The organism is Centipeda infelix ATCC 43532 (assembly GCF_000234095.1).
Classification (GTDB): Bacteria; Bacillota; Negativicutes; order Selenomonadales; family Selenomonadaceae; genus Centipeda; species Centipeda infelix.
Window position 1 is genome coordinate 110,409 of the sequence record NZ_JH376797.1, and the last position, 25,797, is coordinate 136,205.

At 56.9% G+C, this 25,797-nt stretch carries 22 protein-coding genes; 19 read left to right on the forward strand and 3 right to left on the reverse strand.

The window, feature by feature from the left end:
• The first annotated feature begins 325 nt into the window (after positions 1-325).
• From ahpC to HMPREF9334_RS00550, 4 genes are all read left to right on the forward strand, one after another.
• Positions 326-907, forward strand: coding sequence for an alkyl hydroperoxide reductase subunit C (gene ahpC / locus HMPREF9334_RS00535; RefSeq protein ID WP_006691555.1), 582 nt, complete (start codon positions 326-328; stop codon positions 905-907).
• 120 nt (positions 908-1,027) lie between these two features.
• Positions 1,028-2,653 carry an FAD-dependent oxidoreductase gene (locus tag HMPREF9334_RS00540; protein WP_006691556.1) on the forward strand — a complete coding sequence of 542 codons (1,626 nt, stop codon included), beginning with the start codon at positions 1,028-1,030 and terminating at the stop codon, positions 2,651-2,653.
• Positions 2,654-2,812: 159 nt separating this feature from the next.
• Positions 2,813-3,346, forward strand: coding sequence for a rubrerythrin (gene rbr / locus HMPREF9334_RS00545; protein WP_006306094.1), 534 nt, complete (start codon positions 2,813-2,815; stop codon positions 3,344-3,346).
• 346 nt (positions 3,347-3,692) lie between these two features.
• On the forward strand, positions 3,693-4,379 hold the full coding sequence (locus HMPREF9334_RS00550) for a thiamine phosphate synthase (protein WP_006691557.1): 687 nt from the start codon (positions 3,693-3,695) through the stop codon (positions 4,377-4,379).
• A gap of 221 nt (positions 4,380-4,600) precedes the next feature.
• On the opposite strand, the gene HMPREF9334_RS00555 is transcribed toward HMPREF9334_RS00550, so the two are convergent.
• Positions 4,601-5,461 (reverse strand): NAD(P)-dependent oxidoreductase, encoded by an 861-nt coding sequence (locus HMPREF9334_RS00555; protein WP_006691558.1) that lies wholly within the window; start codon positions 5,459-5,461, stop codon positions 4,601-4,603.
• Between the two features lie 134 nt (positions 5,462-5,595).
• Here HMPREF9334_RS00555 and HMPREF9334_RS00560 point away from each other — a divergent pair, with 134 nt between their 5' ends.
• From HMPREF9334_RS00560 to HMPREF9334_RS00595, 8 genes are all read left to right on the forward strand, one after another.
• Positions 5,596-7,206, forward strand: coding sequence for an MBL fold metallo-hydrolase RNA specificity domain-containing protein (locus tag HMPREF9334_RS00560; RefSeq protein WP_006691559.1), 1,611 nt, complete (start codon positions 5,596-5,598; stop codon positions 7,204-7,206).
• 191 nt (positions 7,207-7,397) lie between these two features.
• On the forward strand, positions 7,398-11,657 hold the full coding sequence (locus tag HMPREF9334_RS00565) for a 2-hydroxyacyl-CoA dehydratase (RefSeq protein ID WP_006691560.1): 4,260 nt from the start codon (positions 7,398-7,400) through the stop codon (positions 11,655-11,657).
• A 521-nt stretch (positions 11,658-12,178) separates the two neighbouring features.
• On the forward strand, positions 12,179-12,529 hold the full coding sequence (locus HMPREF9334_RS00570) for a LysM peptidoglycan-binding domain-containing protein (protein ID WP_006691561.1): 351 nt from the start codon (positions 12,179-12,181) through the stop codon (positions 12,527-12,529).
• A gap of 105 nt (positions 12,530-12,634) precedes the next feature.
• The gene (gene thrS / locus HMPREF9334_RS00575; protein WP_006691562.1) at positions 12,635-14,554 is read left to right on the forward strand and encodes a threonine--tRNA ligase; all 1,920 of its coding nucleotides are present in this window, start codon (positions 12,635-12,637) and stop codon (positions 14,552-14,554) included.
• A gap of 203 nt (positions 14,555-14,757) precedes the next feature.
• On the forward strand, positions 14,758-15,321 hold the full coding sequence (infC, locus tag HMPREF9334_RS00580; RefSeq protein WP_006691563.1) for a translation initiation factor IF-3: 564 nt from the start codon (positions 14,758-14,760) through the stop codon (positions 15,319-15,321).
• Positions 15,308-15,505, forward strand: a complete 198-nt coding sequence (gene rpmI, locus HMPREF9334_RS00585) for a 50S ribosomal protein L35 (RefSeq protein WP_006691564.1) — start codon at positions 15,308-15,310, stop codon at positions 15,503-15,505. Before infC ends, rpmI begins: the two co-directional genes overlap by 14 nt.
• A gap of 51 nt (positions 15,506-15,556) precedes the next feature.
• Entirely contained in the window at positions 15,557-15,910 is a 354-nt protein-coding gene (gene rplT / locus HMPREF9334_RS00590) for a 50S ribosomal protein L20 (RefSeq protein WP_006691565.1), read from the forward strand.
• 50 nt (positions 15,911-15,960) lie between these two features.
• A complete protein-coding gene (locus tag HMPREF9334_RS00595; protein ID WP_006691566.1) occupies positions 15,961-16,791 on the forward strand; it encodes a TrmH family RNA methyltransferase in 831 nt (276 codons plus the stop codon).
• Between the two features lie 68 nt (positions 16,792-16,859).
• Here the strand turns inward: HMPREF9334_RS00595 and trxA are convergent, their stop codons facing one another.
• Entirely contained in the window at positions 16,860-17,171 is a 312-nt protein-coding gene (gene trxA, locus HMPREF9334_RS00600) for a thioredoxin (protein WP_006691567.1), read from the reverse strand.
• Between the two features lie 237 nt (positions 17,172-17,408).
• Here trxA and HMPREF9334_RS00605 point away from each other — a divergent pair, with 237 nt between their 5' ends.
• The 4 genes from HMPREF9334_RS00605 to HMPREF9334_RS00620 all read left to right on the forward strand — a co-directional run bounded on the left by HMPREF9334_RS00605 (position 17,409) and on the right by HMPREF9334_RS00620 (position 21,149).
• Complete coding sequence (locus HMPREF9334_RS00605) at positions 17,409-19,100, forward strand: sensor domain-containing protein (protein WP_006691568.1); 1,692 nt, start codon at positions 17,409-17,411, stop codon at positions 19,098-19,100.
• Positions 19,100-19,591, forward strand: a complete 492-nt coding sequence (gene queF, locus HMPREF9334_RS00610; protein WP_006691569.1) for a preQ(1) synthase — start codon at positions 19,100-19,102, stop codon at positions 19,589-19,591. Before HMPREF9334_RS00605 ends, queF begins: the two co-directional genes overlap by 1 nt.
• On the forward strand, positions 19,591-20,421 hold the full coding sequence (locus tag HMPREF9334_RS00615; protein ID WP_006691570.1) for a pyridoxamine kinase: 831 nt from the start codon (positions 19,591-19,593) through the stop codon (positions 20,419-20,421). The genes queF and HMPREF9334_RS00615 overlap by 1 nt, the downstream gene beginning before the upstream one ends.
• Positions 20,422-20,489: 68 nt before the next feature.
• Positions 20,490-21,149, forward strand: coding sequence for a TatD family nuclease-associated radical SAM protein (locus HMPREF9334_RS00620; protein WP_006691571.1), 660 nt, complete (start codon positions 20,490-20,492; stop codon positions 21,147-21,149).
• Positions 21,150-21,151: 2 nt separating this feature from the next.
• Here the strand turns inward: HMPREF9334_RS00620 and thiT are convergent, their stop codons facing one another.
• Positions 21,152-21,859 carry an energy-coupled thiamine transporter ThiT gene (gene thiT / locus HMPREF9334_RS00625; protein ID WP_006691572.1) on the reverse strand — a complete coding sequence of 236 codons (708 nt, stop codon included), beginning with the start codon at positions 21,857-21,859 and terminating at the stop codon, positions 21,152-21,154.
• A gap of 138 nt (positions 21,860-21,997) precedes the next feature.
• On the opposite strand from thiT, the gene pheS reads away from it, so the two are divergent.
• From pheS to HMPREF9334_RS00640, 3 genes are read left to right on the forward strand one after another with little or no spacing between them, the layout of a single operon-like run.
• Complete coding sequence (pheS, locus tag HMPREF9334_RS00630) at positions 21,998-23,026, forward strand: phenylalanine--tRNA ligase subunit alpha (RefSeq protein ID WP_006691573.1); 1,029 nt, start codon at positions 21,998-22,000, stop codon at positions 23,024-23,026.
• A gap of 12 nt (positions 23,027-23,038) precedes the next feature.
• Positions 23,039-25,474, forward strand: coding sequence for a phenylalanine--tRNA ligase subunit beta (gene pheT, locus HMPREF9334_RS00635; protein WP_006691574.1), 2,436 nt, complete (start codon positions 23,039-23,041; stop codon positions 25,472-25,474).
• Positions 25,475-25,489: 15 nt separating this feature from the next.
• Positions 25,490-25,747, forward strand: a complete 258-nt coding sequence (locus HMPREF9334_RS00640) for a cell division protein ZapA (RefSeq protein ID WP_006691575.1) — start codon at positions 25,490-25,492, stop codon at positions 25,745-25,747.
• The last annotated feature ends 50 nt before the right edge of the window (positions 25,748-25,797 follow it).

Below are 25,797 nucleotides of genomic sequence, written 5' to 3' on the forward strand. Positions count from 1 at the left end.
GCCGTTATTCAAAGCCTCCCCCGTCGCAACGGGGGAGGGGGACCGCGACAGCGGTGGAAGGGGCGCTTTTGGCAATACTGACAAAAACATAACAAAGAGCTGTTGTACGAGTCAAGACGACTTCATGCAACAGTCCCTTTTGCTTTCTGGGGAGCGAGAAGTTTGGGACGTTTTACCAACGCATTGAACTAAATAAAAATAGTTATTAAAAAGTATAAATTTCTGTTGACAAGGAAAACCCTCTGTGCTATGATTAACCCATCAAAAGGACATACGCAATCCCTCGAAATGAGAGCGATTGGTTATAATCAAAGGAGGATATTCAATGTCACTCATCAACAAGGAAATCAGCGATTTTAAGGTGCAGGCATTCCAGAAGAAGGCGGGCGCAGCACAGGGCGAGTTCGTCGAGTACACGAAGGACAGCATCAAGGGCAAGTGGAGCGTGTTCTTCTTCTATCCGGCGGACTTCACGTTTGTCTGCCCGACGGAGCTGGCGGATCTGCAGGAGCAGTACGGCGAGTTCCAGAAGATCGGCTGCGAGATCTTCGGTGTTTCCTGCGACACCCACTTCGTCCACAAGGCGTGGCATGAGAGCTCCGACCTCGTCGGCAAGCTGGCATATCCGATGCTTGGGGATCCGACGGCGAAGCTCGCACGTGACTTCGAGGTCTACATCGAGGATGCGGGACTTGCTGAGCGCGGCACGTTCGTTGTGAACCCCGAAGGCAAGATCGTTTCCTATGAGGTGAGTGCGGGCAATGTCGGCCGCAACGCGCAGGAGCTTCTCCGCAAGGTGCAGGCACTCCAGTTCGTCGCTGAGCACGGTGATGAGGTTTGCCCTGCGCGCTGGAAGCCGGGCGAAAAGACGCTCAAGCCGAGCTTCGACCTCGTCGGCAAACTCTAAGAGATAAACGGAGCACTTCGCGAGGGGACTTGCGAAGTGCTTTTTCCTATGGAATCGCTGATGAATGTATTTATCAGTAATTTTCTGTGATACGTATAAAGAGGTGCTTTGGTGGATAAAATGTATGATGCCGTCATTGTCGGCGGCGGCCCTGCGGGGCTCTCTGCGGCGATCTATCTGGCGCGCGCCAAATGCAAGGTGCTGGTGATCGAAAAGGAGAAGGTCGGCGGGCAGATTACGATTACCGCCGATGTCGTGAACTATCCCGGCACGGGCAAGATCAGTGGCTCTGAGCTTGCGGCACAGATGGAGCAGCAGGCGCGCGGCTTTGGTGCTGAGTTCGTCGAGGCGGAGGTCATTGGGCTGAAGCTCGACCAGGATATCAAGGAGCTTGAGACAACGGTGGGCACGGTAGAGGCTCTGAGCGTCATCCTCGCGACGGGGGCGAATCCACGTAAGGTCGGCTTCTACGGTGAGAAAACGTTTCAGGGGCGTGGTGTCGCCTACTGTGCAACCTGTGATGCAGAGTTCTTCACGGGCATGGACATCTTCGTCATCGGCGGTGGGCTTGCAGCGGTGGAGGAAAGTATGTTCCTCTCGCGCTATGGAAAGTCTGTCACGATCCTTGTGCGCAGCGATAAGTTCCGTGCTCCGCAGACAGCAGTGGACGCGCTTGCGAACTATCCGAACATCAAGGTTCGCTTCAACACGGTGGTGGAGCGTGTCGGCGGCGAGACAATGATCTCCTATGCCGATTTCCGCGATGAGGTCACGGGCAGGGTCGAGCACTATATGGCAAAGGAGGGCGAGACGTTCGGCGTTTTCGTCTTTGCCGGCTACATCCCGAACACGGGGCTGTTCCGCGAACACATTGCGCTGAATGAGCAGGGCTACGTCATCACGAACGAGGAGAAAGAGACGAACGTTAAGGGCGTTTTCGCGGCGGGCGATGTCTGCATCAAGACGCTCCGTCAGGTCGTAACGGCAGTCTCCGACGGTGCGGTCAGCGCAGTTGCGGCGGAACGTCATGCGGCGGCATTGCACGACCGCCTGAAGATCCCTGCCTTTGCGCGCGCCGAGGTGGATGCGAAGCGTTTTGAACAGCGCAAGAACTCCATTGAGAAGGAAGCGGCAGCGGGGAATGAGACGAACTTCATTTCTGCCGAGATCCGTGAGCAGCTGGCGGCGGTCTTTGACAAGTTCGAGACATCAGTCAAGCTCGTCGGACACTATGACGACGGCGATCTCTCGCGCGAACTGCGCGGTTTTATGGATGAGTTTGAGGGTCTGACGGACAAGATCAGCTACGAGGAGCGTGACGATGCGAACGGGGAGCCGGGCATCGAGCTCCTGCGCGCCGATGGTTCGCCGAGCGGCATCATCTTCCACGCCGTTCCGGGCGGGCACGAGTTTAACTCCTTCATCCTCGCACTCTACAATGTGGCGGGACCGGGGCAGGAGCTTCGTGACGAGACGCGTGCGAAAATTGAGCAGATTTCCGCACCGGCAGATGTCAAGGTGCTCATGTCGCTGTCCTGTACGATGTGTCCCGACGTGGTCACGGCGGTACAGCGCATCGCGGTAGAGCGCAGAGATGTCCGCGCAGACATCTACGACATCCGCTACTTCCCCGAGCTGAAGGAGAAGTACAGTGTGATGAGCGTCCCCTGCATGATTGTTGGAGAAGACCTTTTCTTTGGCAAGAAAAACATTGACGAGATCATTGATATTCTGGTCAAACGTTGATAAAATAATTGTCGGTGGAGGAAACAGATGACTGCTTCCTCCACCCATCACGCCGAGCGGATGCCGTCTGTGCCCCTGAGCAAGGCATAGAAGGACGGTATTCCCATTGGTTAATGTGTTTTGTGTATTTGTTTATTTGTTTTAGCAAAGGAGAGCATTATGGAACTCAAGGGGTCACAGACCGAGAAGAATCTTTGGGCGGCATTTGCCGGCGAGTCGCAGGCGCATACGAAGTATCTCTACTACGCATCGCAGGCGAAGAAGGACGGCTACGTTCAGATCTCGAACATCTTCAACGAGACGGCGGTCAATGAGAAGGCACATGCAAAGATCTGGTTCAAGCTCGTGCACGGTGTCGGCGATACGAAGGCAAACCTTGCGGATGCTGCCTCCGGAGAGAATGAGGAGTGGACGAGCATGTACCCCGAGTTCGCGCGCGTGGCGCGTGAGGAGGGGTTTGACAAGATCGCGCGTCTTTTCGATGCCGTCGGGAAAATCGAGAAGGAGCACGATGCCCGCTACAAACTTCTCCTGCAGAAGGTGGACGAGGGAACCGTGTTCGCACGCGATGAGAAGATCATCTGGCAGTGCCTCAACTGCGGCTATGTCTGCGAGAGCCCGAAGGCACCGATGAAGTGTCCCGTCTGTGAGCACCCGCAGTCCTTCTTCCAGCAGGTTGTGCAGAACTACTGAGCCATACGGCTTTGACAGAAAAGGGACTGTTGCATGAACGCCCCTATCGGCTCGCTACGCTCGCCACTTACTGACCTGTCCGAGAAGCAAGCCCGAAGGGTGCAGCTGAGCGGGTAACAGGTCGTATGGGAAAACCTCCCAAGAGCACAAGCCGAAAGGCGCAGTGTGATTGGAAGAGGTTGAACGCTCCCCCGTTGCGACAGGGGAAGCTAAGATGCCATAATTCCAGCCTCCCCCGTTTACGGGGGAGGGGGACCGCGTAGCGGTGGAAGGGGCAAAAAAATGAGCTGCTACACGAAGTCACATGGCTTCATGTAGCAGCTTTTTCGTTTAAGGAAGTTGACCTATGCGAACAAAAATTGATCTGTCCGCTTATCTCGTGATTGGCCCCGAGAACACGAGTGGACGACCCGTGGCGCGTGTCATCGCAGAGGCGGTGCGTGCGGGATTCACCTTTGTCCAGATCCGCGCAAAGGGTGTGGATGCACGCGAGGTGATCGAACTCACGCGTGCAGCGGCGGATGTGATCGCGACACAGGAGAAGTCGGATGCCGTGGCGCTCGTGATGAACGACCGTTTGGACTGTGTCCTCGCGGCACGGGAGCAGGGCATCAAGGTGGATGGCGTGCACGTCGGGCAGACGGATATTCCCGTCGATGTTTGCCGCAAGTATCTCGGTGCAGATGCAATTGTCGGGCTCTCCGCACGGACAACGGAGCTGCTCGACTATGTGGCACACTGTGATACCGCGTGCATCGACTATCTCGGCGCGGGACCGCTGCATGTGACACCGACAAAGCCCGAGGCGGGACGTACCGCCTCGGGCGAGATTGTGACGCGCAGTCTCGATGAGCTTGCGGCACTGCACCGCATCAGTCCCGTACCCGTGGTTGTGGGCGGCGGGGTCAAGGCTGCGGATCTGCCTGCGCTCAGAGCGACGGGGGTGGAGGGGTTCTTTGTCATCAGTGCCGTCGCGGGTGCGGAGCATCCGTACAGTGCCGCAGAAGAGTTGGTGCGCTTATGGAGTGCGTAGAGGTGCATCCCGTTACTGTGATTTGCTAACGATGCTCTTGGTGGTGCGATGTCCCGAGCGAACCCTAGTGAAGCAAGCGGAAAAAAGGGCGCGTTCTGCCCCCTGCGGATTTTATTCGTTCAAGCGAAGCGCGTTTGGAATCCGCAGGTATTTAGGCAGATAAGCGCCCGACCGATTGCGTAACGAGGTGTTCGTGAGGGACACGCACTACAGAATATCAATCATTCGTAATACTTCAGCAAACTCTGCGTGCCGTCCGCTCCGCCGCCGCGCTCCTCGATGGCGCGTGCCTCGCGGAGCACCTGCTCCAGAACGGGGAGCGTTGCACCGTATTCCTTTCCCGTCTCGGCACCGATTGCCATATCCTTGACGAAGTGCTTAATCATAAAACCGGGGGCAAAGTTACCGTCGAGTGCCATGCGTACCATGTTGCTCATCTGGAAGCTTGCCGCCGCGCCGCCCGAGATGGAGGCATAGACCTTCTCGAGGTCAAGCCCTGCTGCGCGTGCGTATGCGAATGCCTCGCACGCACCTGCCAGCGCGCCCGCGATGGCGATCTGATTCGCCGCCTTGGTCTTTTGTCCTGCGCCTGCGCTGCCCTCGTAGACAATGTTTTTGCCCATCGCGGCAAAGACGGGCTGCATTGCCTTGAATGCGTCTTCATCTCCTCCAACAAGAATATTCAGCGTGGCATTCCGTGCGCCCATGTCGCCGCCCGTAACGGGCGCATCCAGCGCGTGGATGCCGCGTTTTTTTGCTTCCGCATAGATGCGTTCGGCAAGGGCGGGGGAGGAGGTTGTCATGTCGGCGGTGTATGCGCCCTCCGAGAGATTTGCGAGGATGCCGTCTGCGCCGAGGTAGATCTCCTCTACATCCTTTGGATAGCCGACGATGGTGATGATAGCATCCTGACCGCGTGCGCATACGCCGGGGCTTTCACAGTATTTCGCACCGCACGCAACGAGCGCATCCGCCTTAGATTTTGTGCGGTTGTAGACGCTGAGCTCATAGCCCGCATCCATCAAATGACCTGCCATCGCCGCGCCCATGATGCCAAGTCCGATAAAGCCGATTTTTTTCATAACAAATCCTCCATTCCATAAACGTCTTTCACGTTCAGTGTAGCATAAAATCCTGCAAGAAGCAGGATTTTTTTGATGGATTCCGAATTTTATAAGTATAAGCGTGGTACGTAAATCCGAAGGGAGGCTATTTTATGCGGCTTGAATTTTTGGGTGCAGCGCACGTTGTCACGGGCTCATGCTATCTGCTCCATGTGGGCGATCACAGATATCTCGTAGACTGCGGTATGTATCAGGGGACGCGCCGTCTGCGCGAGATGAACTATGAGGATTTCCCATTTAACCCCGCCGAGATCGAGGCGGTCCTTTTGACACATGCGCACATTGACCACTGCGGGCGCATTCCACGCCTTGTGCGCGAGGGGTTTCGTGGGAAAATCTATGCAACACGGTCGACCTGTGATCTCGTTCGCATCATGCTGCCCGACTCGGCGCACATACAGGAGAGTGACGCAGAGCTCTTCAACCGTAAGAATGCGCGCCGCAGCGAGGCACCCATCACGCCGCTCTATACACAGGCAGATGCCTTTGCCGCACTTGAGCTGTTCGAGCCTGTCGTCTATCAGTCCACGGTGCAGGTGGACGATCTGCGGCTGACCTTCCGCGATGCGGGGCATATTCTCGGCTCGGCAATTCTCGAGATTGTCGTGGAGGAGAATGGGCAGACGTCGAAGATTGTCTTCTCGGGCGATCTCGGTCAGCCGAACCAGCCGATTCTGCGTGATCCCGAGGCGATTGCAGGGGCGGACTTCCTGCTTGTCGAGTCCACATACGGCGATCGTATTCATCGCGACTATGACAAGGAGACGGCGCTCCTTGAGGTCATCCGCGACACGATGGATCGCGGTGGGAACGTTATCATCCCTTCGTTTGCCGTCGGGCGGACGCAGACGCTCCTCTACTATTTCTACAATCTCTGGAAGGCGGGGCGGCTCGACGGGGACATCCCGATCATCATCGACAGTCCGCTTGCGATTCAGGCGACGCGCGTGTTCCTAAAAAACTATGAGGACTTCGACGAGGAGACGATTGCGTTCTTTGGTGAGCAGGGGACAATTCCCGCATTTCCACAGGTGCGCATCGCGGAGACTGCAGCTGAGTCGCGCGCGCTGAATTCTGCCGAGGGCTCGGCGATTATCCTCTCCGCCTCGGGGATGGCGGATGCGGGACGTGTGCTGCACCACCTCAAGCACAATCTCTGGCGTCCCGAGTCTACGATTCTCTTTGTCGGCTATCAGGCAGAGGGGAGCCTTGGGCGGCGGCTCGTCGATGGGATCAAGCGCGTGCGCGTACTCGGTGAGGAGATTGCGGTCAAGGCGCAGATCCAAGTGCTCGAAGGATTCTCGGCGCACGCAGACGCGGAGCAAATTGTCGACTGGATGCGGTCGATCAAAGATCCCCGCCCTGCGAAGGTATTCCTCGTCCACGGTGAGGGGCAGGCACAGGAGGCTCTCAAGGAGCGGATTCAGGAGGAGCTCGGACTTGAGGTGTACGCACCGTTCCTCGGCGATATCGTGACGATCCAGGGACGGAGCGCGAACCTCATCCATTCGAATATCCCGTCCGTTTCGGTTGAGGCGGAGATGGAGGATGTCATGCGCGACTTTGATGCGGAGTATCGCCAGCTGCGCAAGGCGATCATCCGTACGGTCGTCCGTCAGCCAAAACTCATGGAGCCGATCATCCGTACGATGCAGAAGGCACGCAACTACTTCAAGAAACTTGCCGCGCCATATAATGTTTGATATTCTTTCTTTTTCTAAAATGAAGAATGATTATCTGAAAATTGGATATCATGGAACTGTGTGCGCTGCACTTGCATACTACTGTGAAATACGTTAAAATAGGGAAGCCTAAAATGGCTTTCCTATTTAATATATATCAACTGAAGTAAATCTATATGGTTTTGTATAGATTCTGATAGGTGGTGTTACTATTGGAAACTCCATTCCGTGTCGGGGTGGATGTCGGTTCGACGACGATCAAGCTGGTTGTTCTCGGTGAGGAGCATGAGATCCTTTACAAGAATTATGCGCGACATTTCTCCGAGATTGGCAAGGCACTGCAGGACAATCTCGCACAGCTGAGAGATGTGGTGGGCGAGGCGAAATTTTCGTTTGCACTCACGGGCTCGGCAGGCATGGGCATCGCCCAACGCATTGGACTGCCCTTTGTGCAGGAGGTTATTGCTTGCGCCTCTGCTGTGCGCCGTCTCATACCGGAGACGACGACGGCGGTCGAGCTCGGCGGCGAGGACGCCAAGATCACGTATTTCGGTGATGCCCCCGAGCAGCGCATGAACGGTGTCTGCGCTGGCGGCACCGGCTCGTTCATCGACCATATGGCATCCCTTCTCTCAACCGATCCCATTGGCCTCAATGCGCTTGCTGAAAAGGGAAAGCGCGTGTACGCGATCGCCTCGCGCTGCGGCGTGTTTGCCAAGACGGATATCCAAGCACTCATGAACGACGGCGCGGAGAAGGCGGACATCGCGCTCTCCGTCTTTCAGGCAGTCGTCAACCAGACCATCGGCAACCTCGCACAGGGACGGCCGATTGGCGGAAATGTCGCGTTTCTCGGCGGTCCCCTGCACTTTCTCCCGGAACTGAAAAAACGCTTTATCGAAACACTGAAGCTCGACGCAGATCACGTCGTCGATGTGGATTACGGCAATTATTTCGTCGCGGTCGGCGCGGCACTCTCGGATGATGCCAAGGCAACCGATATGCGGGAGGTGGAGGCGTGCATTGCGCGTGCGGAACAGGCTGCTGCAGCGGAGACTCGCACGTCGGATATAACACTGTTTAAGGGGGCGGAGGACTACGCCGCCTTCCGTGCACGCCATGACCGTGATCGTGTGCGGCGCGGAGAACTCGCAGATTATCACGGTGCGGTTTACATCGGCATTGACGCGGGGTCGACGACGACGAAGCTCGTCGCCATCGGCAGGGACAAGGAGCTGCTCCACACGTCCTATGGCAGCAATCATGGCTCGCCCTTGCAGTCTGTCATTGATGCACTGCGGGAGTTTTATGCTGTTATGCCCACAGATGCCTATATTGCGGGTGCGATGACGACGGGCTACGGCGAGGCGATTGTCAAGGCGGCACTGCATGCGGATGGCGGCGAGGTGGAGACCTTTGCCCATCTGCGTGCGGCGCAGGAGTTCTGCCCCGAGGTCACCTTTGTCCTTGACATCGGCGGACAGGATATGAAGTGCTTCTTCGTGCAGGATGGCAGCGTCGGCAACATCACGCTCAACGAGGCGTGCTCGGCGGGCTGCGGCTCGTTCATCCAGAACTTTGCCGAGGGCCTGCACATGACCGCTGCGGAGTTTGCGGGAAAGGCGGTGGATGCAAAGGCGCCCGTCGATCTCGGCACGCGCTGTACGGTCTTTATGAACTCGAAGGTCAAGCAGGCGCAGAAGGAGGGGGCGGAGGTCGCCGACATCTCGGCGGGCATCGCACTCTCGGTCGTCAAGAACGCACTGTTCAAGGTCATGCAGATCAAGGATGTCACGACGCTCGGCGATCACATCGTCGTGCAGGGTGGGACGTTCTACAACGATGCTGTTCTGCGTGCCCTTGAGAACATCCTCGGAAAGGATGTCATCCGTCCCGATATTGCGGGGCTGATGGGGGCGTACGGCGCGGCGATCCTCGCACTGGAGACGGGTACGGAGCGGTCGACCCTGCTCGGCGCGGATAAACTCGGGACATTTGAGACGAAGACCAGCTCCTATCGCTGCGGGAAATGCGGCAACAAGTGCCTGATCACGATGCAGCAGTTCCCGAACGGCGAACGCTACTTCACGGGCAACCGCTGTGAGCGCGGCATCGGCGGAGAGAAGCGCACGGACGATACGCCGAACATCTACAAGTTCAAGTACCGTCGTGTATTCAAGCACTACAAATCGCCTGCAGAGCCGCGCCGCGGGCGTATCGGTATTCCGCGTACGCTGAATATGTACGAGGACTATCCGTTCTGGTTCACGTTCTTTGACAAGCTCGGCTACGGGGTCGTGATTTCGGGAAAATCCTCGCCGCAGCTCTTCTATAAGGGCATGGCGACGATCCCCTCAGACTCACTCTGCTATCCTGCAAAGCTCGCGCACGGGCACATCGTCGATCTCGTAGAAAAGGGGGTCGACACGATCTTCTATCCCTGCGAGCCGCACAATATGGATGACAAGCCGGGCTCGTCAGCGAATAATTTCAACTGCCCGATTGTTGCATCCTATGCGGAGAATATCCGCATCAATATGGACATCCTGCGTGAGAAGAACATTCGCTTTATCCAGCCGTTCCTGCCGATCAACGACCGCACGCGCATGATCGAGCGGCTTGTGGAGGAGTTCGGCAAGGCGGAGGGGATCGGGAAAAAGGAGATCACCGCAGCCGTCGATGCGGGCTATGCCGAGATCGAACAGTATCGGCAGGATGTGCGTGACTACGGGCAGCAGATCCTTGACCGCATCGCTGAGACGGGAGAGCACGCAATTCTTCTTGCAGGACGCCCGTACCACGTCGACCCGGAGATCAATCACGGCATCCCCGAGATGATCCAGTCATACAAGCTGCCGATCCTCTCCGAGGATGCGGTCTATCATATCCCCGTGCAGGAGCGGCGGCTTCAGGTCGTCAACCAGTGGAGCTACCATGCGCGGCTCTATCATGCGGCGCAGTTTGTTGCGGAGCATCCGAATGTGACACTCATCCAGCTCAGCTCGTTTGGCTGCGGTCTGGACGCACTCACCACGTCAGAGGTACGCGAGATCCTCGAGTCGCACGAGCGCATCTATACGATGATAAAGCTCGATGAGGTGTCGAACCTCGGTGCGGCGCGCATCCGTCTGCGCTCGCTGATCGCCGCGCTTGCCCGCAGGGAGAACCCTGCCTATCATGAGGTGCCCGTCATTGAGCGTCCGCGCTTTACAGAGGACTGCAAGAAGACACATACAATCCTTGCGCCGCAGATGGCACCGATTCACTTTGAGCTCTTCCGCACCACCATGCGCAAGCACGGCTATAACGTCGTCATCCCGCCAATGCCCGACAAGGCATCGGTGGATCTGGGGCTGCGCTACGTGCACAACGATATGTGCTATCCCGCGATTGTCGTCATTGGACAGCTGCTCGCGGCACTCAAGGCAGGGATGTGCGATGCCGACCACACGAGCATCGCACTCTTTCAGACCTGCGGTGCGTGCCGCGCGACGAACTACCTCGGTGTGCTGCGCAAGGCACTGCGCGACGCTGGCTTTCCGAATGTCGCCGTCTTTGCCGTGCGTGGGCTGCCCGAGGAGACGGACAGCTTCGCCTTCAGCCGCGAGATGATGGTGGATGCCATCAAGGCGGCGATCTACGGTGATCTGTTGATGAACGTACGCAACCGCATGATGCCGTACGAGCTTCAGAAGGGGGCGACACAGGCGGCGTTCGATAAGTGGATGACGCGCGCAAAGGACGAACTTGAGCACGGCAGTGTGTTCAAGTTCCGCCGCATGGTGAAGGACATCGTGCGTGACTTTGACCACATCCCCATCGACGAACAGCTGTGGAAACCGAAGGTCGGCATCGTCGGCGAAATTCTCGTGAAGTACCATCCCGTTGCGAACAATGACATTGAGAAGGTGCTGATGGGGGAGGGGGCAGAGGTCGTCATGCCCGACTTCGTTGATTTCTTCCTGTACTCCGCATATGACCCAATTGCACAGCACAAGCTGCTCGCCGGCTCGTACAAGGATCGCCTTTTTGGACGTATGTTCATCAAGGTCATCGAGTTCTTCCGCGCCCCCATGCGCAAGGCGCTGAAGGAGAGCCGTCACTTCCGTCCGCCGCAGTCCATCGACCATACGGCGGAGCTCGCCGCGCGTCACGTTAGCCTCGGCAATATGGCGGGGGAGGGGTGGTTCCTCACGGGCGAGATGGTGAAGCTCATCGAGGAGGGCGTGCCGAACGTCGTCTGCCTTCAGCCGTTCGGCTGTCTGCCGAACCACATCACGGGCAAGGGGGTCATGCACGATCTGCGCAAGGCATACCACGGCGCGAACATCACAGCGATCGACTGTGACGCGGGATCGAGCGAGGTCAACCAGCTCAATCGCCTGAAACTCATGCTTGCCGTAGCGAAGGAGCGGCGGCCGGCAAAGGCAGATGCTGTGATGCAGACAAACGAAAATGCAAAAATGAGATGATTTGGAATGGGGGCTGTTGCACGAAGCTAGAAAACTTCGTGCAACAGCCCCTGGTCATTGTCAGCAGTATCGCTACAAGCGCCCCTTCCACCGCTTACGCGGTCCCCCTCCCCCGTGTCGCACGGGGGAGGCTTCGATTATGGTATCTTAGCTTCCCCCGCCAGAGCGGGGGAGCGGTCAACCTCTTCCAATCACACTGTGCCTTTCGGCTTGTGTTCTTGGGAGGTTTTCCCATACGACCTGTTACCCGCTCAGCTGCACCCTTCGGGCTTGCTTCTCAGACTGGTCAGTAAGTGGCGAGCAAAGCGAGCCGAAAGGGGCGCTCATGCAGCAGCTCCTTTTTTATTACAAAAACACGTTCCGCGAACAAAAATTTCACAAAAATTTGTTCCAAAGTATTGACCGAACACTTTTTCTGTGTTATTCTATATCCGAACAGAGGTTTTGAGAATGTATATACGGATATAGGAAGTTGTTTTCGTAAGCAGAGTGCGTAAAACAGCTTCGTAGGAGGGATAACGATGAAGAAGATCGGTCTTGTGCTCAGTGTATTTGCTCTCATATGGATGGGCGTATCTGCGCTCCATTTGACGAATCCCTATCTGCGCTCAGCGGAGTTCATCGAGGTGTCTGTGATGCGCGGCGAGAACGTCTGGACGATTGCACGGAAGTTCGCGACGAAGGAGACGATGGCGGAGCAGCTTGAGGAGGCGATCATCGAGGTGAACGGCCTATCGCCCGACGGTGCTGTCGCTGCCGGCCGCCGTCTGCAGATTCCCGTACTCGAACCCGCCGAACAGCTGCAGGCGATGGCAGAACACAAAGCCCTTGACACAGCCGCCCGTGCGCCTTATAATGACGTTACCGATTAGGGTGGAAACATATAGGAATCACTGATAACGATGCCTTGTTCCTAGGGGATGGATTTCCTATCCCACAGGGGCAGGGCTTTTGTATATTGGAAGGGAGAGCGTTCTATGATAAAGCTGACATTGCCGGATGGCTCCATTCATGAGGCAGAGGCGGGAACGACGCTGCTGGATGTCGTGAAGAGCATGAGCAACTCGCTCGCAAAGAAAGCACTTGCAGCGAGCCTGAACGGGAAGGTCGTCGATCTGACAACGCCCGTGACACAGGATGCCGCATTCCAGGTGCTGACCTTTGAGGATGCGGGCGGTCGCCATGCGCTGCGCCACACTGCCGCACATATCATGGCTCAGGCAGTGAAGCGCCTCTATGCGGACAGCAATGTGCAGCTCGCCATCGGCCCCGCGATCGAAAACGGCTTCTACTACGACTTCGACATGGATCGCCAGCTGACGGATAGCGATCTGCGTGACATCGAGAAGGAAATGAAGAAGATTGTCAAGGAGAATCTCAAACTTGAGCGGCGTGAGATTCCGCGCAATGAGGCAATCGAGTTCTTCCGTGCCGAGGGCGAGAACTACAAGGTCGAGCTGATCGAGGATCTGCCCGAGGACGAGATCATCTCTACCTATACGCAGGGAGAGTTCACGGATCTCTGTGCGGGACCGCACGTCATGAGTACGGGCAAGGTCAAGGCATTTAAGCTGCAGAGTGTTGCGGGTGCGTACTGGCGCGGCAGCGAGAAGAACAAGATGCTGCAGCGTATCTACGGCACGGCGTTCGAGAAGCAGGAGGATCTCGATGCCTACCTCCATATGCTTGAGGAGGCGGCAAAGCGCGACCATCGCAAGCTCGGCAGGGAGCTTGACCTCTTCAGCATCCATGAGGAGGGGCCGGGATTCCCGTTCTTCCATCCGAACGGAATGCTGCTGCGCAACGCGCTGCTGGACTACTGGCGCGAGGTGCATCGCCGCTACGGCTATCAGGAGATCAGCACACCCGTGATCCTCAGCCGCAAACTGTGGGAGACCTCGGGACATTGGTTCCACTACCGTGAGAATATGTATACCACCGAGATCGACGAGGAAGACTATGCGATCAAGCCGATGAACTGCCCCGGCTGCATGCTCGTCTACCGCTCGCAGCTGCACAGCTACCGCGATCTGCCGCTGCGCCTCGCGGAACTCGGGCTCGTGCATCGCCATGAGCTCTCGGGTGCGCTGCACGGACTTTTCCGCGTCCGCAACTTCACGCAGGATGACGCGCATCTCTTTGTCACGCCCGACCAGATTGAAGGGGAGATCCAACACACGATCGACCTCTTTGACGAGGTATACCGCACGTTCGGTCTCTCGTACAAGGCGGAGCTCTCCACGCGTCCCGAGGACTCGATGGGCTCGGACGAGATGTGGGAGCTTGCGACAGAGGGGCTGCGCAAGGCTCTTGAGAACCGTGGGTTGGATTTCGTGGTGAACGAGGGCGACGGTGCGTTCTACGGCCCGAAGATCGACTTCCACCTGCGCGACTCCATCGGACGTACATGGCAGTGCGGGACGATCCAGCTCGACATGAGCCTGCCCGAGAAGTTTGACCTCACCTATGTCGGCGAGGATGGGGAGAAGCATCGCCCCGTTATGCTGCATCGCGTCGTCTACGGCTCGATCGAGCGGTTCATCGGCATTTTGATCGAGAACTATGCGGGGGCGTTCCCCGTGTGGATGGCTCCCGTGCAGGTGCGCATCCTGCCGATCACGGAGCGTCATGCGGCATACGCTGAGCAGCTGCGGAAGAAGATGTTCGACCTCGGCATCCGCGTCGAAGTAGATGACCGCAACGAAAAGACGGGCTACAAGATCCGCGAGAGCCAGGTCAAGAAAACCCCGTACACGCTTGTTGTCGGCGATCAGGAGCAGGAGAACAATACCGTTGCACTGCGCAAGTACGGTGAGAAGGACAGCACTGTCATGAGCGTTGACGACTTTATCGCGCTCGTACAGGAAAAAATTGCAGCGCGCGCACAGGAGTATTGACAAGATACCCTCATCTGTGGTAGTATGACATCTGTTACAAGCAGAAGCCACCGCTTCTCACCTGCGGGCACACAGCGCGTTGGGTCGAATGAAAGATGACAGAGATTTTTCAAGGGTGGCTTTGTGCCGCCCTTTTCTATTGCAGGATGGCGTCGAGGCGTGCATCCGAACCAGGAGGTGTTCTTGCCATAAGCAGGGAATCTTTGCGAATCAATGAGGAAATCCACATCCGTGAGGTGCGTGTCACCAGCGCAGAGGGAGAACAGCTCGGCATCATGCTGACGCGCGACGCCCTTCGCATGGCGGAGGAGCAGCATCTCGACCTGGTCGAGGTTGCGCCGAAGGCAAAGCCGCCCGTGTGCCGCATCATGGACTTTGGAAAGTTCCGCTATGAGCAGCAGAAACGCGAGAAAGAAGCGAAGAAGAAGCAAAAGACCATCAGCATCAAGGAGGTCAAGCTGCGTCCGAACATTGACGAGCACGACTTCAATGTAAAGCTGAAGAATGCGCTTCGTTTCGTCGAAGAGGGCAACAAGGTCAAGGTGACGATCATGTTCCGCGGCAGAGAGCTTTCTCATCCGGAACTCGGCCGTGCGGTTCTCGACCGTGTTGCCGAGCGGATGACAGATCTCGTGACCATTGAGCGCGGTGCAAAACTGGAGGGGAAGAACATGACCATGATCCTTTCCCCGAAGGTGCAAAAGCCGACGAAGACAGTCAAGCCCGCGAAGGAAGATAAAGGAGGAAATGGCGATGCCGAAAATTAAAACGCGCCGCGCCGCTGCAAAGCGTTTCAGCGTAACAGGGAGCGGAGAGTTCCGCCGCAACAAGGCGTACAAGAGACATATTCTGGAGAAGAAGACGCCGAAGCGCAAGCGCAACCTGCGCAAGGCTGCTCTTGCCGATTCGTCGGACTACAAGCGCATCCGCAAGATGCTCCCCTACGCGTAATTGGGGTAATGAACAAACTCCCCATGAGGGTAGGAACTAGGAGGAAATGCAATGCCAAGAGTTAAAAGCGGTGTCACAGCACATCGTCGTCATAAGAAGATCCTGAAGCTCGCAAAGGGCTATCGCGGCTCGCGCAGCAAGCAGTTTAAGAAGGCAAACGAGACTGTCATGAAGGCGCTCTACTACGCACGTCGTGACCGTCGTGCGAAGAAGGGGACGTTCCGCCGTCTCTGGATTGCCCGCATCAATGCCGCTGCCCGCGCCAATGGCATTTCGTACAGCCGCCTCGTCGCGGGTCTGACGAAAGCCGGTGTCGAGGTCAACCGCAAGATGCTCGCTGACCTCGCTGTTGCCGATGCTGCTGCATTCACGCAGATCGTCAACGTGGTGAAGGAGAACCAATAAAAGAGATCGAGCCTGATGAGTCCATCGATTCATCAGGCTCATTTTTTGCTATGAAAAACATACAAAGCATTACAAGTGCGGCGAATCCTCTCATTCGGCTCACGCACGCCATTGTGCACACACAGCGCCGCGCGGCAAAGGAAGGGCTGTTCATCGTCGAGGGGCTGCGGATCGCCGAGATGGCAGCGGCATCGGATTGGAAAATTTGTCATGCGCTCGTGACGGAGCAGGCATTGCGTGGGGAGCGAGGGCACGTGCTGGCGGACAGTTTGCTCGAACGCGATGTTCCCGTGTATCTCGTCACAGAAAAATTGTTTTCGATGCTCTCCGACACGGATAGTCCGCAGGGAGTTTTGCTCGTGATGGAGCGAAAGCAACGTATTTCGTTGGACGAAATGCACGCGGGCACATATGGGGATGAGCCGCCGCTCTACATTGCTCTCGATCGCGTGCAGGATCCCGGCAACGTCGGGACAATCCTGCGAACGGCGGACGCGATCGGTGCCACGGGCGTGATTCTCCTGCACGGCTCTGTGGATATCTACAGCGGGAAGGTCGTACGCGCGACGATGGGGGCACTCTTTCATGTTCCCTTGGCCGTTCATGTTGTGGCAGAGGAGCTGATGCGCTTTGCACAGGAGAAGGGCATAGACCTTCTTGCGACAGCGTGCGATGCTGAGGCTCGGACGCATTTTGAGGCGGATCTGCGGCGGCCTGTGGTGATCGTATTCGGCAATGAGGCAAACGGCGTGTCGGAGGAGCTCCTGTGCGCGTCGGAGCACATCTACATCCCCATGCGCGGACACGCCGAGTCGCTGAACGTCTCTGCGGCGGCGACAGCGGTCATGTATGAGGCACTGCGCCGGCGCATCTATTCATGAGATGAGAAAAGGGACTGCTGCACGAAGTTTTCAGCTTCGTGCGACAGTCCCTTTGTGTCGTATCTTATTTACTTCGGCAGCATGGCGAGAAGCTGCTCTTTGGAGACCAGTCCGATGGACTCATCAATGGGTTCCCCATCCTTGAAAAAGATCAGAATCGGGAGGCTCATCACACCGTACTTTTCGGCGATATCTTGCGCCTCGTCCACATTGATCTTGCAGACCTTAATATCCGGGCGCTCTGCGGCAACCTCCTCCACAACGGGCGTGAGCATACGGCAGGGAGTGCACCACGTTGCCCAGAAATCAACGATGACAATCCGATCTGCATGCAGTACCTCGTCATTAAATGTCTCGCTTGTCAGTTCAATAACAGCCATGTCTCGAATCTCCTTCATCAAATATCCCTATTTTTTCATTTATCATAAACAATATGCATGATTTTTTCAAGTGATATTAGGAAAAATTTCCTAAAATTATTTTTTCATCGATCCAATCGTTTATGAATGGGGGATTGTTCGGTTGCGCGCAGAGAAGAAAAGGTATATAATATCTGAAAAAGGGAGTTCTTTGTCTCGGATGAGGATAGAAGTGCGAGAGAAGCGAGGAAATGGAATATGAGCGGGAAGAAGAGAATCACGCTGAGCCCTGTGCTCAAGCGACATAAGTTCATCTTTGATCTGATGAAAAACACGACCTCCGACTACGTTTTTATCATGGATCCGATTTCCAATGTCTTTCTGGCGGCACCTGGATTCGTACAGATGTACGATCTTCCTGCAGAAACGATGGAGAATATTGTAGATGTTCTGAGCCCACTTGTCTGGATGCAGGATCGCAAGCCCCTTGCGGAACTCTTTTCCTCACTCGGTAATCTGACGGACGGGAGGGATCGTCAGCTCGATTTCCGTATGCGCGATGCGAAGGGAGATTATTCATGGCTGCGGCTCAAGGGAAGGATCGGCACTTCCGAGGATGGTATGCCGGATCTCTTCGTCGGGACGATCAGCCAGCTTGCACGCCGCAACTCTGCGGATGCCGTTACCGGGCTTCTCAACCGCTATCAGTTCATCGAGGATCTGGGCGATGCGCTACGTGTAGCGCGTGAGACGGGCGGCGGCGGCGGTCTCCTCGTCATGGGTATCGACAATTTCCGCACAGTCAATGAGGCGTTTAACCACGAGATCGGAGACATCATCCTGCGTCAGATCTCGGAGCGCATTCTTCAGAACATCCCGCGAAAGCTCTCACTCTATCGTCTGGATGGAGACGAGTTCGGTCTCATCTATCCCGGTGCCGATGCGGAGATGCTGACGGAGTTCTTTATCCGTGTGCAGCGTGAGTTTGCCCACCCGCAGGTCTATGACGGGCGACAGTACATTGTCACCGTATCGGCTGGTATGGTGTTCTATCCGCAGTCGGCGCGAGATCCGCTCGTTCTGCACAAGTATGCACAGGCGGCACTCGATGCTGCGAAATCGGGCGGCAAGAACCGCCTCAATGAGTTCTCGAAGGAAGTCTACAATCGCTGGCTGCGCTCCCTGACGATTCAGGAGCAGATCCTGCAGGATGTCAAGGCGGGTTGCCGCAACTTCGAGCTCTACTTCCAACCGCAGGTGGCAGGTGATGATCAGCATCTCGTGGGGGCGGAGACTTTGCTCCGTTGGAAGAACAGCAAGGGGCGCATGGTCGCACCGATGGAGTTCATTCGCATCTTGGAGGAAACCAAGACGATTGTTCCGGTCGGACGTTGGATCTTCGAGCAGGCACTGCGCGTCTGCAAGGAGTGGCGGCAGCACATTCCCGATTTCCACATGAGCGTCAACATGAGCTATGAACAGATCAAGGATCTCTCTTTCCTCGAGTTTGTGGAGGATTGTCTGCACCGGCACGATATGCCGGCGGATGCGGTCGTTCTTGAACTCACGGAGAGTAAGATCGTCAGCGATTTGAAGTTTGTGAATGCGCAGTTCGACGCATTTCGCAGCCACGGAATCAAGGTTGCAATGGATGATTTCGGGACGGGCTATTCCTCGCTCTCCTCACTCAAGAATCTGAACTGCGATATTGTAAAGATTGATCGTGCCTTTGTCATGCGGATTCTTGAAAATCATTTCGATCAGAAGCTTGTGGAGTACACGGTGGATCTCTGCCACAGCATCGGCATGACCACATGTATCGAGGGGGTAGAGCAGCAGGAGGAGTATGACTGTCTCGTGAAGATCTGCAAAACGGACACGATTCAGGGCTATCTCTTCGGTCGCCCCGAGCCGCAGGATGTATTTGAAAAGAAATTTTTGGGGATGTAATGGCAAGAGAAAAGACAGCGGAGGGGCTGACGCTCCTTGGGGAGCAGCGGACGGACTACGGCTATGACTATGCGCCCGAGGCACTTGAGACCTTTCAGAACAGGCATACGGATCTCGACTACTGGGTGCGGTTCAACTGCCCCGAGTTTACGACGCTATGCCCGATTACGGGTCAGCCAGACTACGGGACGATCTACATCTCCTATATGCCCGCTGAACGTATGGTCGAGAGCAAGTCGCTGAAGCTCTACCTCGTTAGCTTCCGCAACCACGGCGACTTTCATGAGGATGTGGTCAACGTCATCATGCGTGACCTCATCCGACTGATGCAGCCGAAATACATCGAGGTACAGGGAAAATTCCTGCCACGCGGTGGGATCTCGATCGACCCCTATGCGAACTACGGGATATCGGGGACGAAGTACGAGACACTGGCGTGGGAGCGTCTCTCCATGCACGACCGCGTACCGGAACGGGTGGACAACCGCTGATGGCGCGGCAGAAACGAATCGCCCTCATCAATGATATCACGGGATTTGGCCGCTGTTCGGTAACGGTGCAGCTGCCGCTGATCTCGGCGATGCGCGTACAGGCGTGCCCGCTCCCGACGGCGATTCTATCGGTACATACGGGCTTTCCGAATCACTATCTCGACGACTATACGGATCGTATGCGCCCCTATATGGAGAACTGGGCGGCGAACACACTCGAATTTGACGCGATCCTGACGGGCTTTCTCGGCTCGGAGCGTCAGATCGAGGTGGTGCTGGAATGTATTGCTCGATTCAAACAGCGGACAACGCAACTGGTTGTTGATCCAGTGATGGGGGACAACGGCAGCCTTTACTCCTCCTATACACCCGCGCTTTGTGCGAAGATGCGTCAGCTGCTCCCACAGGCGGACGTGGTGACCCCGAACCTCACGGAGGCATGCCAACTGCTCGGTGTTTCCTACCCGATGGGCGGTCTTGTGACGGAGGATGAGCTTGCTCGGATGGCGGCAGCAATTGCAGCGATGGGACCGCGCACGGTTATCATCACGGGGCTTCATGCGAGTGAGAATGTGCGTACCTATCTCTATGCGGATGGATGCGGACGTTCTTTTGACAATCCGAAGGTCGGACGTGACCGCTCGGGGTCGGGGGATGCGTTCTCTGCGATCATTGCGGCGGCACTGGTGCGCGGGATTCCTCTCGCAGAGGCCGTGCCGCGTGCGGCGGACTTTATCGGGCACTGTCTCACCTATGCGGAGGAACTGGATCTGCCGTGGAATCATGGGCTTCCGTTCGAGGAGTTTATGGGAGAGCTTACGAGGTTGTAAAGCTGAATTAAAATAAGCTGTCGCATTGCGGCAGCTTTTCTCATTTCTGTGTATGATAGGAGAATCTTATGATTGTATATGCGACACACGCGGGGGGGCGCTATCTCCCTTTTGAGGAGAGTCTTAGGGAGCAGCCGGAGGGCAAGCGTGCTGTCTACGTCAACATCACGAATGACTGCAACTGCGACTGTGTCTTCTGCCTGCGCAGCATGAAGGAGATGGTGCAGGAATCCTCCCTGTGGATCGAACATGATCCGTCGAGCGAGGAGATTATTGCAGAACTTGACCGTCTGCCGTGGGACTATGTGAGCGAGGTTGTCTGCTGCGGCTTTGGCGAGCCGCTCATCCGTCTGGATACCGTGCTTGCCGTTCTGCGCCATGTAAAGGAGCAGCATCCCGATGTGCCGACGCGTGTCAATACGAACGGTCTCGGGGAACTGGAGCATGGATGTGTGTTCGCGGAGCGTTTTGCGGGACTGCTCGATACGGTGTCCATCAGTCTTAACGCATCCAATGCGGAGCGTTATCTCGCGCTCACACGGTCGAAGTTCGGCATCGCCTCCTATGAGGCGATGCTGACATTTGCCGAGCACTGCAAGCCCTACGTGCCGAATGTCGTGCTCACCGTCGTGGAGAAGGTCGAGAACGAGGAGGAGATCGCCCTCTGCCGTGCGATTTGCGCGGAGCGCGGGCTGACCCTGCGCGTGCGCACATACGAGGATAGCTAAACTTATTGTGTCAGCTTTGCACCATAGAGCGGTGTGCGCTGATCCATTGCGGCGAGGAGACGCGGAACGGGGAGCACGCGCAGGACGATAAGACAGATGATTGCCTCGGGGACGAGATAGGTCGCGTTGAACACGAGGGAGTAGAGATAGGGCGACGTATCCGGCGGAGCGTATGAGCCAAAGAAAACGACCCCTGAGATGTAGTGACAGAGGAACCGTCCCGCAAAGGCGAGCAGTGCGCCCGCATAAAAGCGGCCCGGAAGAACTGCGGCGAGCGCGAGTGCCATGTATGGCAGCGGATAGTCAAAGAGCACCTGCAGGGGATGGACGATGAATGCGTCCTGCATGAGATTGATCATGCCGTAGAGGAAGCCGGCAAGGCAGCCAACCCCCGCGCCGTAACGATAGGTGAGAAAGAGCAGCGGCACCATTGCTCCGAGCGTGACACTCCCACCCTGCGGCATATGGAAGAGCCGCAGTTGATGCAGTACAATCGTCAGCGCGAGCATGAGAGCGACATTGATGAGCATACTCGTTGTGAATTGGATGCGGCGCATATGCAGATAGCCGAGGATGAAGATGAGTACGGCGAGCAGTGTGAAGAGACTGGTCGGCTGTGCCAGTAGCTCTGAAACGCTCTTGATGAGTGTGTCCCATAGAGACCTCCTAGATCGAAAAACATTTTGGGGGGAGGGGCTTTGACGTACCATGATGTGTGTGCAATGCCCTCTGCACCTTCCATTTTATCACGCTTTCATAGATTTTTTTAGATAAATATGCTAAACTGAGCATTGATATTTTTACGAATGAATAGAACGAGTGTATACTTACATATACAGGAGGACGATATGGACGAGAAGATCAGAGATCTCAGGGAGCGTGCCCGTGCCGCGATTGCGGAGACGGCGCAGAGCCTCGGCGAGCTCAACGATATCCGCGTGAAATTTCTGGGGAAAAAGGGCGAGATGACCGTGCTCCTGCGCAGCATGAGTGCCCTTGCACAGGAGGAGCGTCCACGCATCGGCAAGATTGTCAACGAGGCGCGTGCCGAGCTTGAGGAGCTGCTTGCGGCAAAGTCCGAGGAATTAGCGCAGCGGGAGCTCGCGGATAAGATTGCCGCCGAGCAGATCGACGTGACTCTGCCGGGGCGTACTGCGCCCGTGGGGCATCTGCACCCGCTCACGATCACGCTTGACCGCATCAAGAAGATCTTCCTGCAGATGGGCTTTACGATCGAGGAGGGTCCCGAGATCGAGAGCGATTACTACAACTTCGAGGCTCTGAACCTGCCGAAGGATCATCCCGCGCGCGATATGCAGGATTCGTTCTACATCACGGAGGACATCCTCCTGCGCTCGCAGACCTCGCCCGTGCAGGCGCGTACGATGCAGAAGAACGAGCCGAACACGCCGATCCGCATGATCGCGCCCGGCCGCGTCTACCGCCGCGACTCCTATGATGCAACGCACTCCCCGATGTTCACGCAGGTGGAGGGGCTGGTCATTGACAAGGGCATCTCCTTTGCCGACCTGAAGGGAACGCTTGAGCTCTGTCTGCATCAGCTCTTCGATGCGGATGCAAAGGTGCGCTTCCGTCCGAGCTTCTTCCCGTTCACAGAGCCGTCGACCGAGGTCGATATCTCCTGCTCCTCGTGTCATGGGGCGGGCTGCCGCGTCTGCAAGGGAACGGGGTGGCTTGAGATCCTCGGCGCGGGCATGGTGCACCCGAACGTCCTGCGCATGAGCGGCTACGATCCCACGCAGGTGTCGGGCTTTGCATTCGGCATGGGCGTTGAGCGCATTGCCATGCTCGCGTACGGCGTGGACGATCTGCGCCTGTTCTACGACAATGACGTGCGGTTCTTACATCAATTCTAAGGAGGCGGGACGATGCAGGTTTCTATCAAGTGGCTGAAAGATTATGTGGATATTGACGAAACAGCGGAGCAAATTGCAGACCGCCTCACGATGGCGGGTGTTCCCGTCGAGCGTATCGTGCGTGCGGATGAGGGGCTTGAGAAGGTCATTACGGCACGCATTGAGAAGATCACGCCGCATCCGGACTCCGATCATCTGCTCATCTGTCAGCTGGACATTGGAAAAGAAGAGCGGATTCAGATTGTGACGGGTGCCTCCAATGTGCGGGAGGGGCATATTGTTCCTGCCGCTATGGTTGGCGCAGTGCTTCCCGATGGCAAGAAGATCTCCAAGGGCAAACTGCGCGGCGTTCCATCGAACGGCATGATGTGCTCGGCGGGGGAGCTTGCGATCAATACCGAGGGGCTTCCCGACGAGCAGGTACATGGCATCTATATCCTGCCGGAGGATATGCCCGTCGGGATCCCCGCCGCCGAGGCACTGGGGCTGGATGATGTCGTGCTCGAGTTCGAGCTGACGGCGAACCGTGCGGACTGCTTCAGCGTCATTGGCATTGCGCGTGAGGTGGCGGCACTGACGGGCAAGGAGCTGCGTTTTCCATCCATCACAGTGGAGGAAACGCCATCCGAGAGTGCCGCCGAGCTCGTGCACATCGGCATCGAGGCACAGGAGCTCTGCCGCCGCTTCTCAGCGCGTGTGCTGCGCAATGTGAAGATTGCGCCGTCGCCCGCATGGATGGTGGAGCGTCTGCATGGCGCAGGCATCCGTGCGATCAACAACGTGGTCGATGTGACGAACTTCGTCATGCTCGAACTGGGGCAGCCGCTCCATGCCTATGACTACGACGCTGTCGCAGGACACGGCCTCACGGCACGTCGGGCGCATGCGGGGGAGAACCTGCACACGCTGGACGATTCGAACCGTGTCGCCGTTGGGGATGAGCTTGTCATTGCCGACAGCGAAAAGCCCGCAGGGCTTGCGGGCATCATGGGCGGGCTTGAGTCCGAGATCACGGAGGGGACGACCTCCGTCATTCTTGAGGCGGCATCCTTCCACGGCCCGACGATTCGCCGCACGGCACGCCGCATTGGCCTGCACTCCGAGTCCTCGGGCAGGTTTGAGCGCGGTGTCGATGAGACAGAGACCGTGCGTGCCGTGACGCGAGCCGCACAGCTGCTCGTCGAGATGGGCGCGTGCGCGGTGGCAAAGGGCGTGGTCGATGTCTACCCGAAGCATCGTGTTCCGACGGTACTTGAGTTCAGTGCACGCACGGTAGGCGAGCGTATCGGTGCGAATATCCCCGGCGACTGGATGGCATCCGCGCTCCGTTCACTTGGCTTCATCGTCGAGGAGAAGGGGATTGAGACCTATCACGTTGCCGTGCCATCGTGGCGCGGTGACGTGACGATGATGGAGGACATCTCAGAGGAGGTTGCACGTCTCTACGGGTATGACAACATCGCTTCACGCCTCCCGACGGGCGCGGTACAGCAGGGCAGGACGAGCGAGCGGCAGGACTTTGTCGATACGATGCGTGGGACGCTTGCCGCGCTTGGCATGACGGAGGAACTTTCCTTCAGCTTTACCAGTGAGAAAACACTGGATAAACTCGGTGTCCCCGCGGACAGCCTGCTTCGTCAGGCAATCCCCATCATGAACCCGCTCACGGACGAGTACCCGCTCATTCGTACAACCCTCCTCACGAGCGTACTTGAAAATGCGGCACGCAACGTCGCCCGCAAGAACATGGATCTGCGGCTCTTTGACATCGCGCCCGTATTCTTCCCGAAGGCACTGCCCGTCACGGAGCTTGCGAACGAGAAACTCATGGTTGCGGGGCTGATCACGGGACGGCGGAGCCCGATTGCATGGGATACGGACAATGCACAGGTCGATTTCTACGATATGAAGGGCATCCTTGAGCGATTCCTCACGGCAATCGGCGTGCAGAAATACACGGTGGAGCGCGGCGAACACTTTGCCATGCACCCCGGCAAGACGGCGTTCTTCAAGAAGGGGCGCGACGTGATTGCAACCCTCGGTGAGATTCATCCGACCGTTGCCGCGAACTTCGGCATCGCACAGAGCGTTTACGTCTTTGAGATGGAGGTTGACACCCTCCTGCGCTATCGCAAGAAGAAAAATGCGATTGCGTCGCTGCCGAAATACCCCGCATCGACGCGTGATCTTGCGATCCTTGTGGATGCAGAACTCTCTACGGCGGAGATCGAGCGCGTCATTGCCAAGAAGGGCGGCAAGTTCTTCCGTGGCGCGACGCTCTTTGATGTCTACATGGGCAAGCAGGTCGGGAGCGGGAAAAAGAGCATGGCGTTCCATCTGCATTTCCAGTCCGATGACAAGACCCTGACCGATGAGGAAGTGGATGCGGCATTTGCGGACATCCTTGCGGCGGCACAGAGCCAGCTCCACGCAGAGCTGCGTGCATAAGAGGCGGTGAGAGCCATGACAGAGGAGAAAAAGCAGCCCCAGCGGGTTGTGATCGAGATGTTTGGGCAGACCTACCAGCTCAAAACGGATGACCCCGAACGGCTCAAGCGTCTTGCGGCGGAGAGCGACCGTCGGATCAAGGAGATGTCGAAGAAGGTGCGCAGCTTTGACGTGCAGCGCATCGCCGCACTCACCGTTCTGCAGATGATGGATGAGTATGAGCAGCTGCAGCGGGACTATGACGAGCTCGTGCAGCTGCTTGAGGAGAAATAAGGAGCCCCCCTATCGGCTCGCTGCGCTCGCCACTTCCCCCGTAAACGGGG

Coding starts and splice junctions, on each gene's coding strand:
- HMPREF9334_RS00595 (WP_006691566.1), top strand. CDS start 15,961: ATGAAAAACATACAAAGCATTACAAGTGCGGCGAATCCTCTCATTCGG.
- HMPREF9334_RS00605 (WP_006691568.1), top strand. CDS start 17,409: ATGAGCGGGAAGAAGAGAATCACGCTGAGCCCTGTGCTCAAGCGACAT.
- HMPREF9334_RS00620 (WP_006691571.1), top strand. CDS start 20,490: ATGATTGTATATGCGACACACGCGGGGGGGCGCTATCTCCCTTTTGAG.
- rplT (WP_006691565.1), top strand. CDS start 15,557: ATGCCAAGAGTTAAAAGCGGTGTCACAGCACATCGTCGTCATAAGAAG.
- HMPREF9334_RS00560 (WP_006691559.1), top strand. CDS start 5,596: ATGCGGCTTGAATTTTTGGGTGCAGCGCACGTTGTCACGGGCTCATGC.
- thrS (WP_006691562.1), top strand. CDS start 12,635: ATGATAAAGCTGACATTGCCGGATGGCTCCATTCATGAGGCAGAGGCG.
- queF (WP_006691569.1), top strand. CDS start 19,100: ATGGCAAGAGAAAAGACAGCGGAGGGGCTGACGCTCCTTGGGGAGCAG.
- HMPREF9334_RS00540 (WP_006691556.1), top strand. CDS start 1,028: ATGTATGATGCCGTCATTGTCGGCGGCGGCCCTGCGGGGCTCTCTGCG.
- pheT (WP_006691574.1), top strand. CDS start 23,039: ATGCAGGTTTCTATCAAGTGGCTGAAAGATTATGTGGATATTGACGAA.
- trxA (WP_006691567.1), bottom strand. CDS start 17,171: ATGGCTGTTATTGAACTGACAAGCGAGACATTTAATGACGAGGTACTG.
- ahpC (WP_006691555.1), top strand. CDS start 326: ATGTCACTCATCAACAAGGAAATCAGCGATTTTAAGGTGCAGGCATTC.
- HMPREF9334_RS00570 (WP_006691561.1), top strand. CDS start 12,179: ATGAAGAAGATCGGTCTTGTGCTCAGTGTATTTGCTCTCATATGGATG.
- thiT (WP_006691572.1), bottom strand. CDS start 21,859: ATGGTACGTCAAAGCCCCTCCCCCCAAAATGTTTTTCGATCTAGGAGG.
- HMPREF9334_RS00640 (WP_006691575.1), top strand. CDS start 25,490: ATGACAGAGGAGAAAAAGCAGCCCCAGCGGGTTGTGATCGAGATGTTT.
- HMPREF9334_RS00550 (WP_006691557.1), top strand. CDS start 3,693: ATGCGAACAAAAATTGATCTGTCCGCTTATCTCGTGATTGGCCCCGAG.
- HMPREF9334_RS00615 (WP_006691570.1), top strand. CDS start 19,591: ATGGCGCGGCAGAAACGAATCGCCCTCATCAATGATATCACGGGATTT.
- HMPREF9334_RS00555 (WP_006691558.1), bottom strand. CDS start 5,461: ATGAAAAAAATCGGCTTTATCGGACTTGGCATCATGGGCGCGGCGATG.
- rbr (WP_006306094.1), top strand. CDS start 2,813: ATGGAACTCAAGGGGTCACAGACCGAGAAGAATCTTTGGGCGGCATTT.
- pheS (WP_006691573.1), top strand. CDS start 21,998: ATGGACGAGAAGATCAGAGATCTCAGGGAGCGTGCCCGTGCCGCGATT.
- rpmI (WP_006691564.1), top strand. CDS start 15,308: ATGCCGAAAATTAAAACGCGCCGCGCCGCTGCAAAGCGTTTCAGCGTA.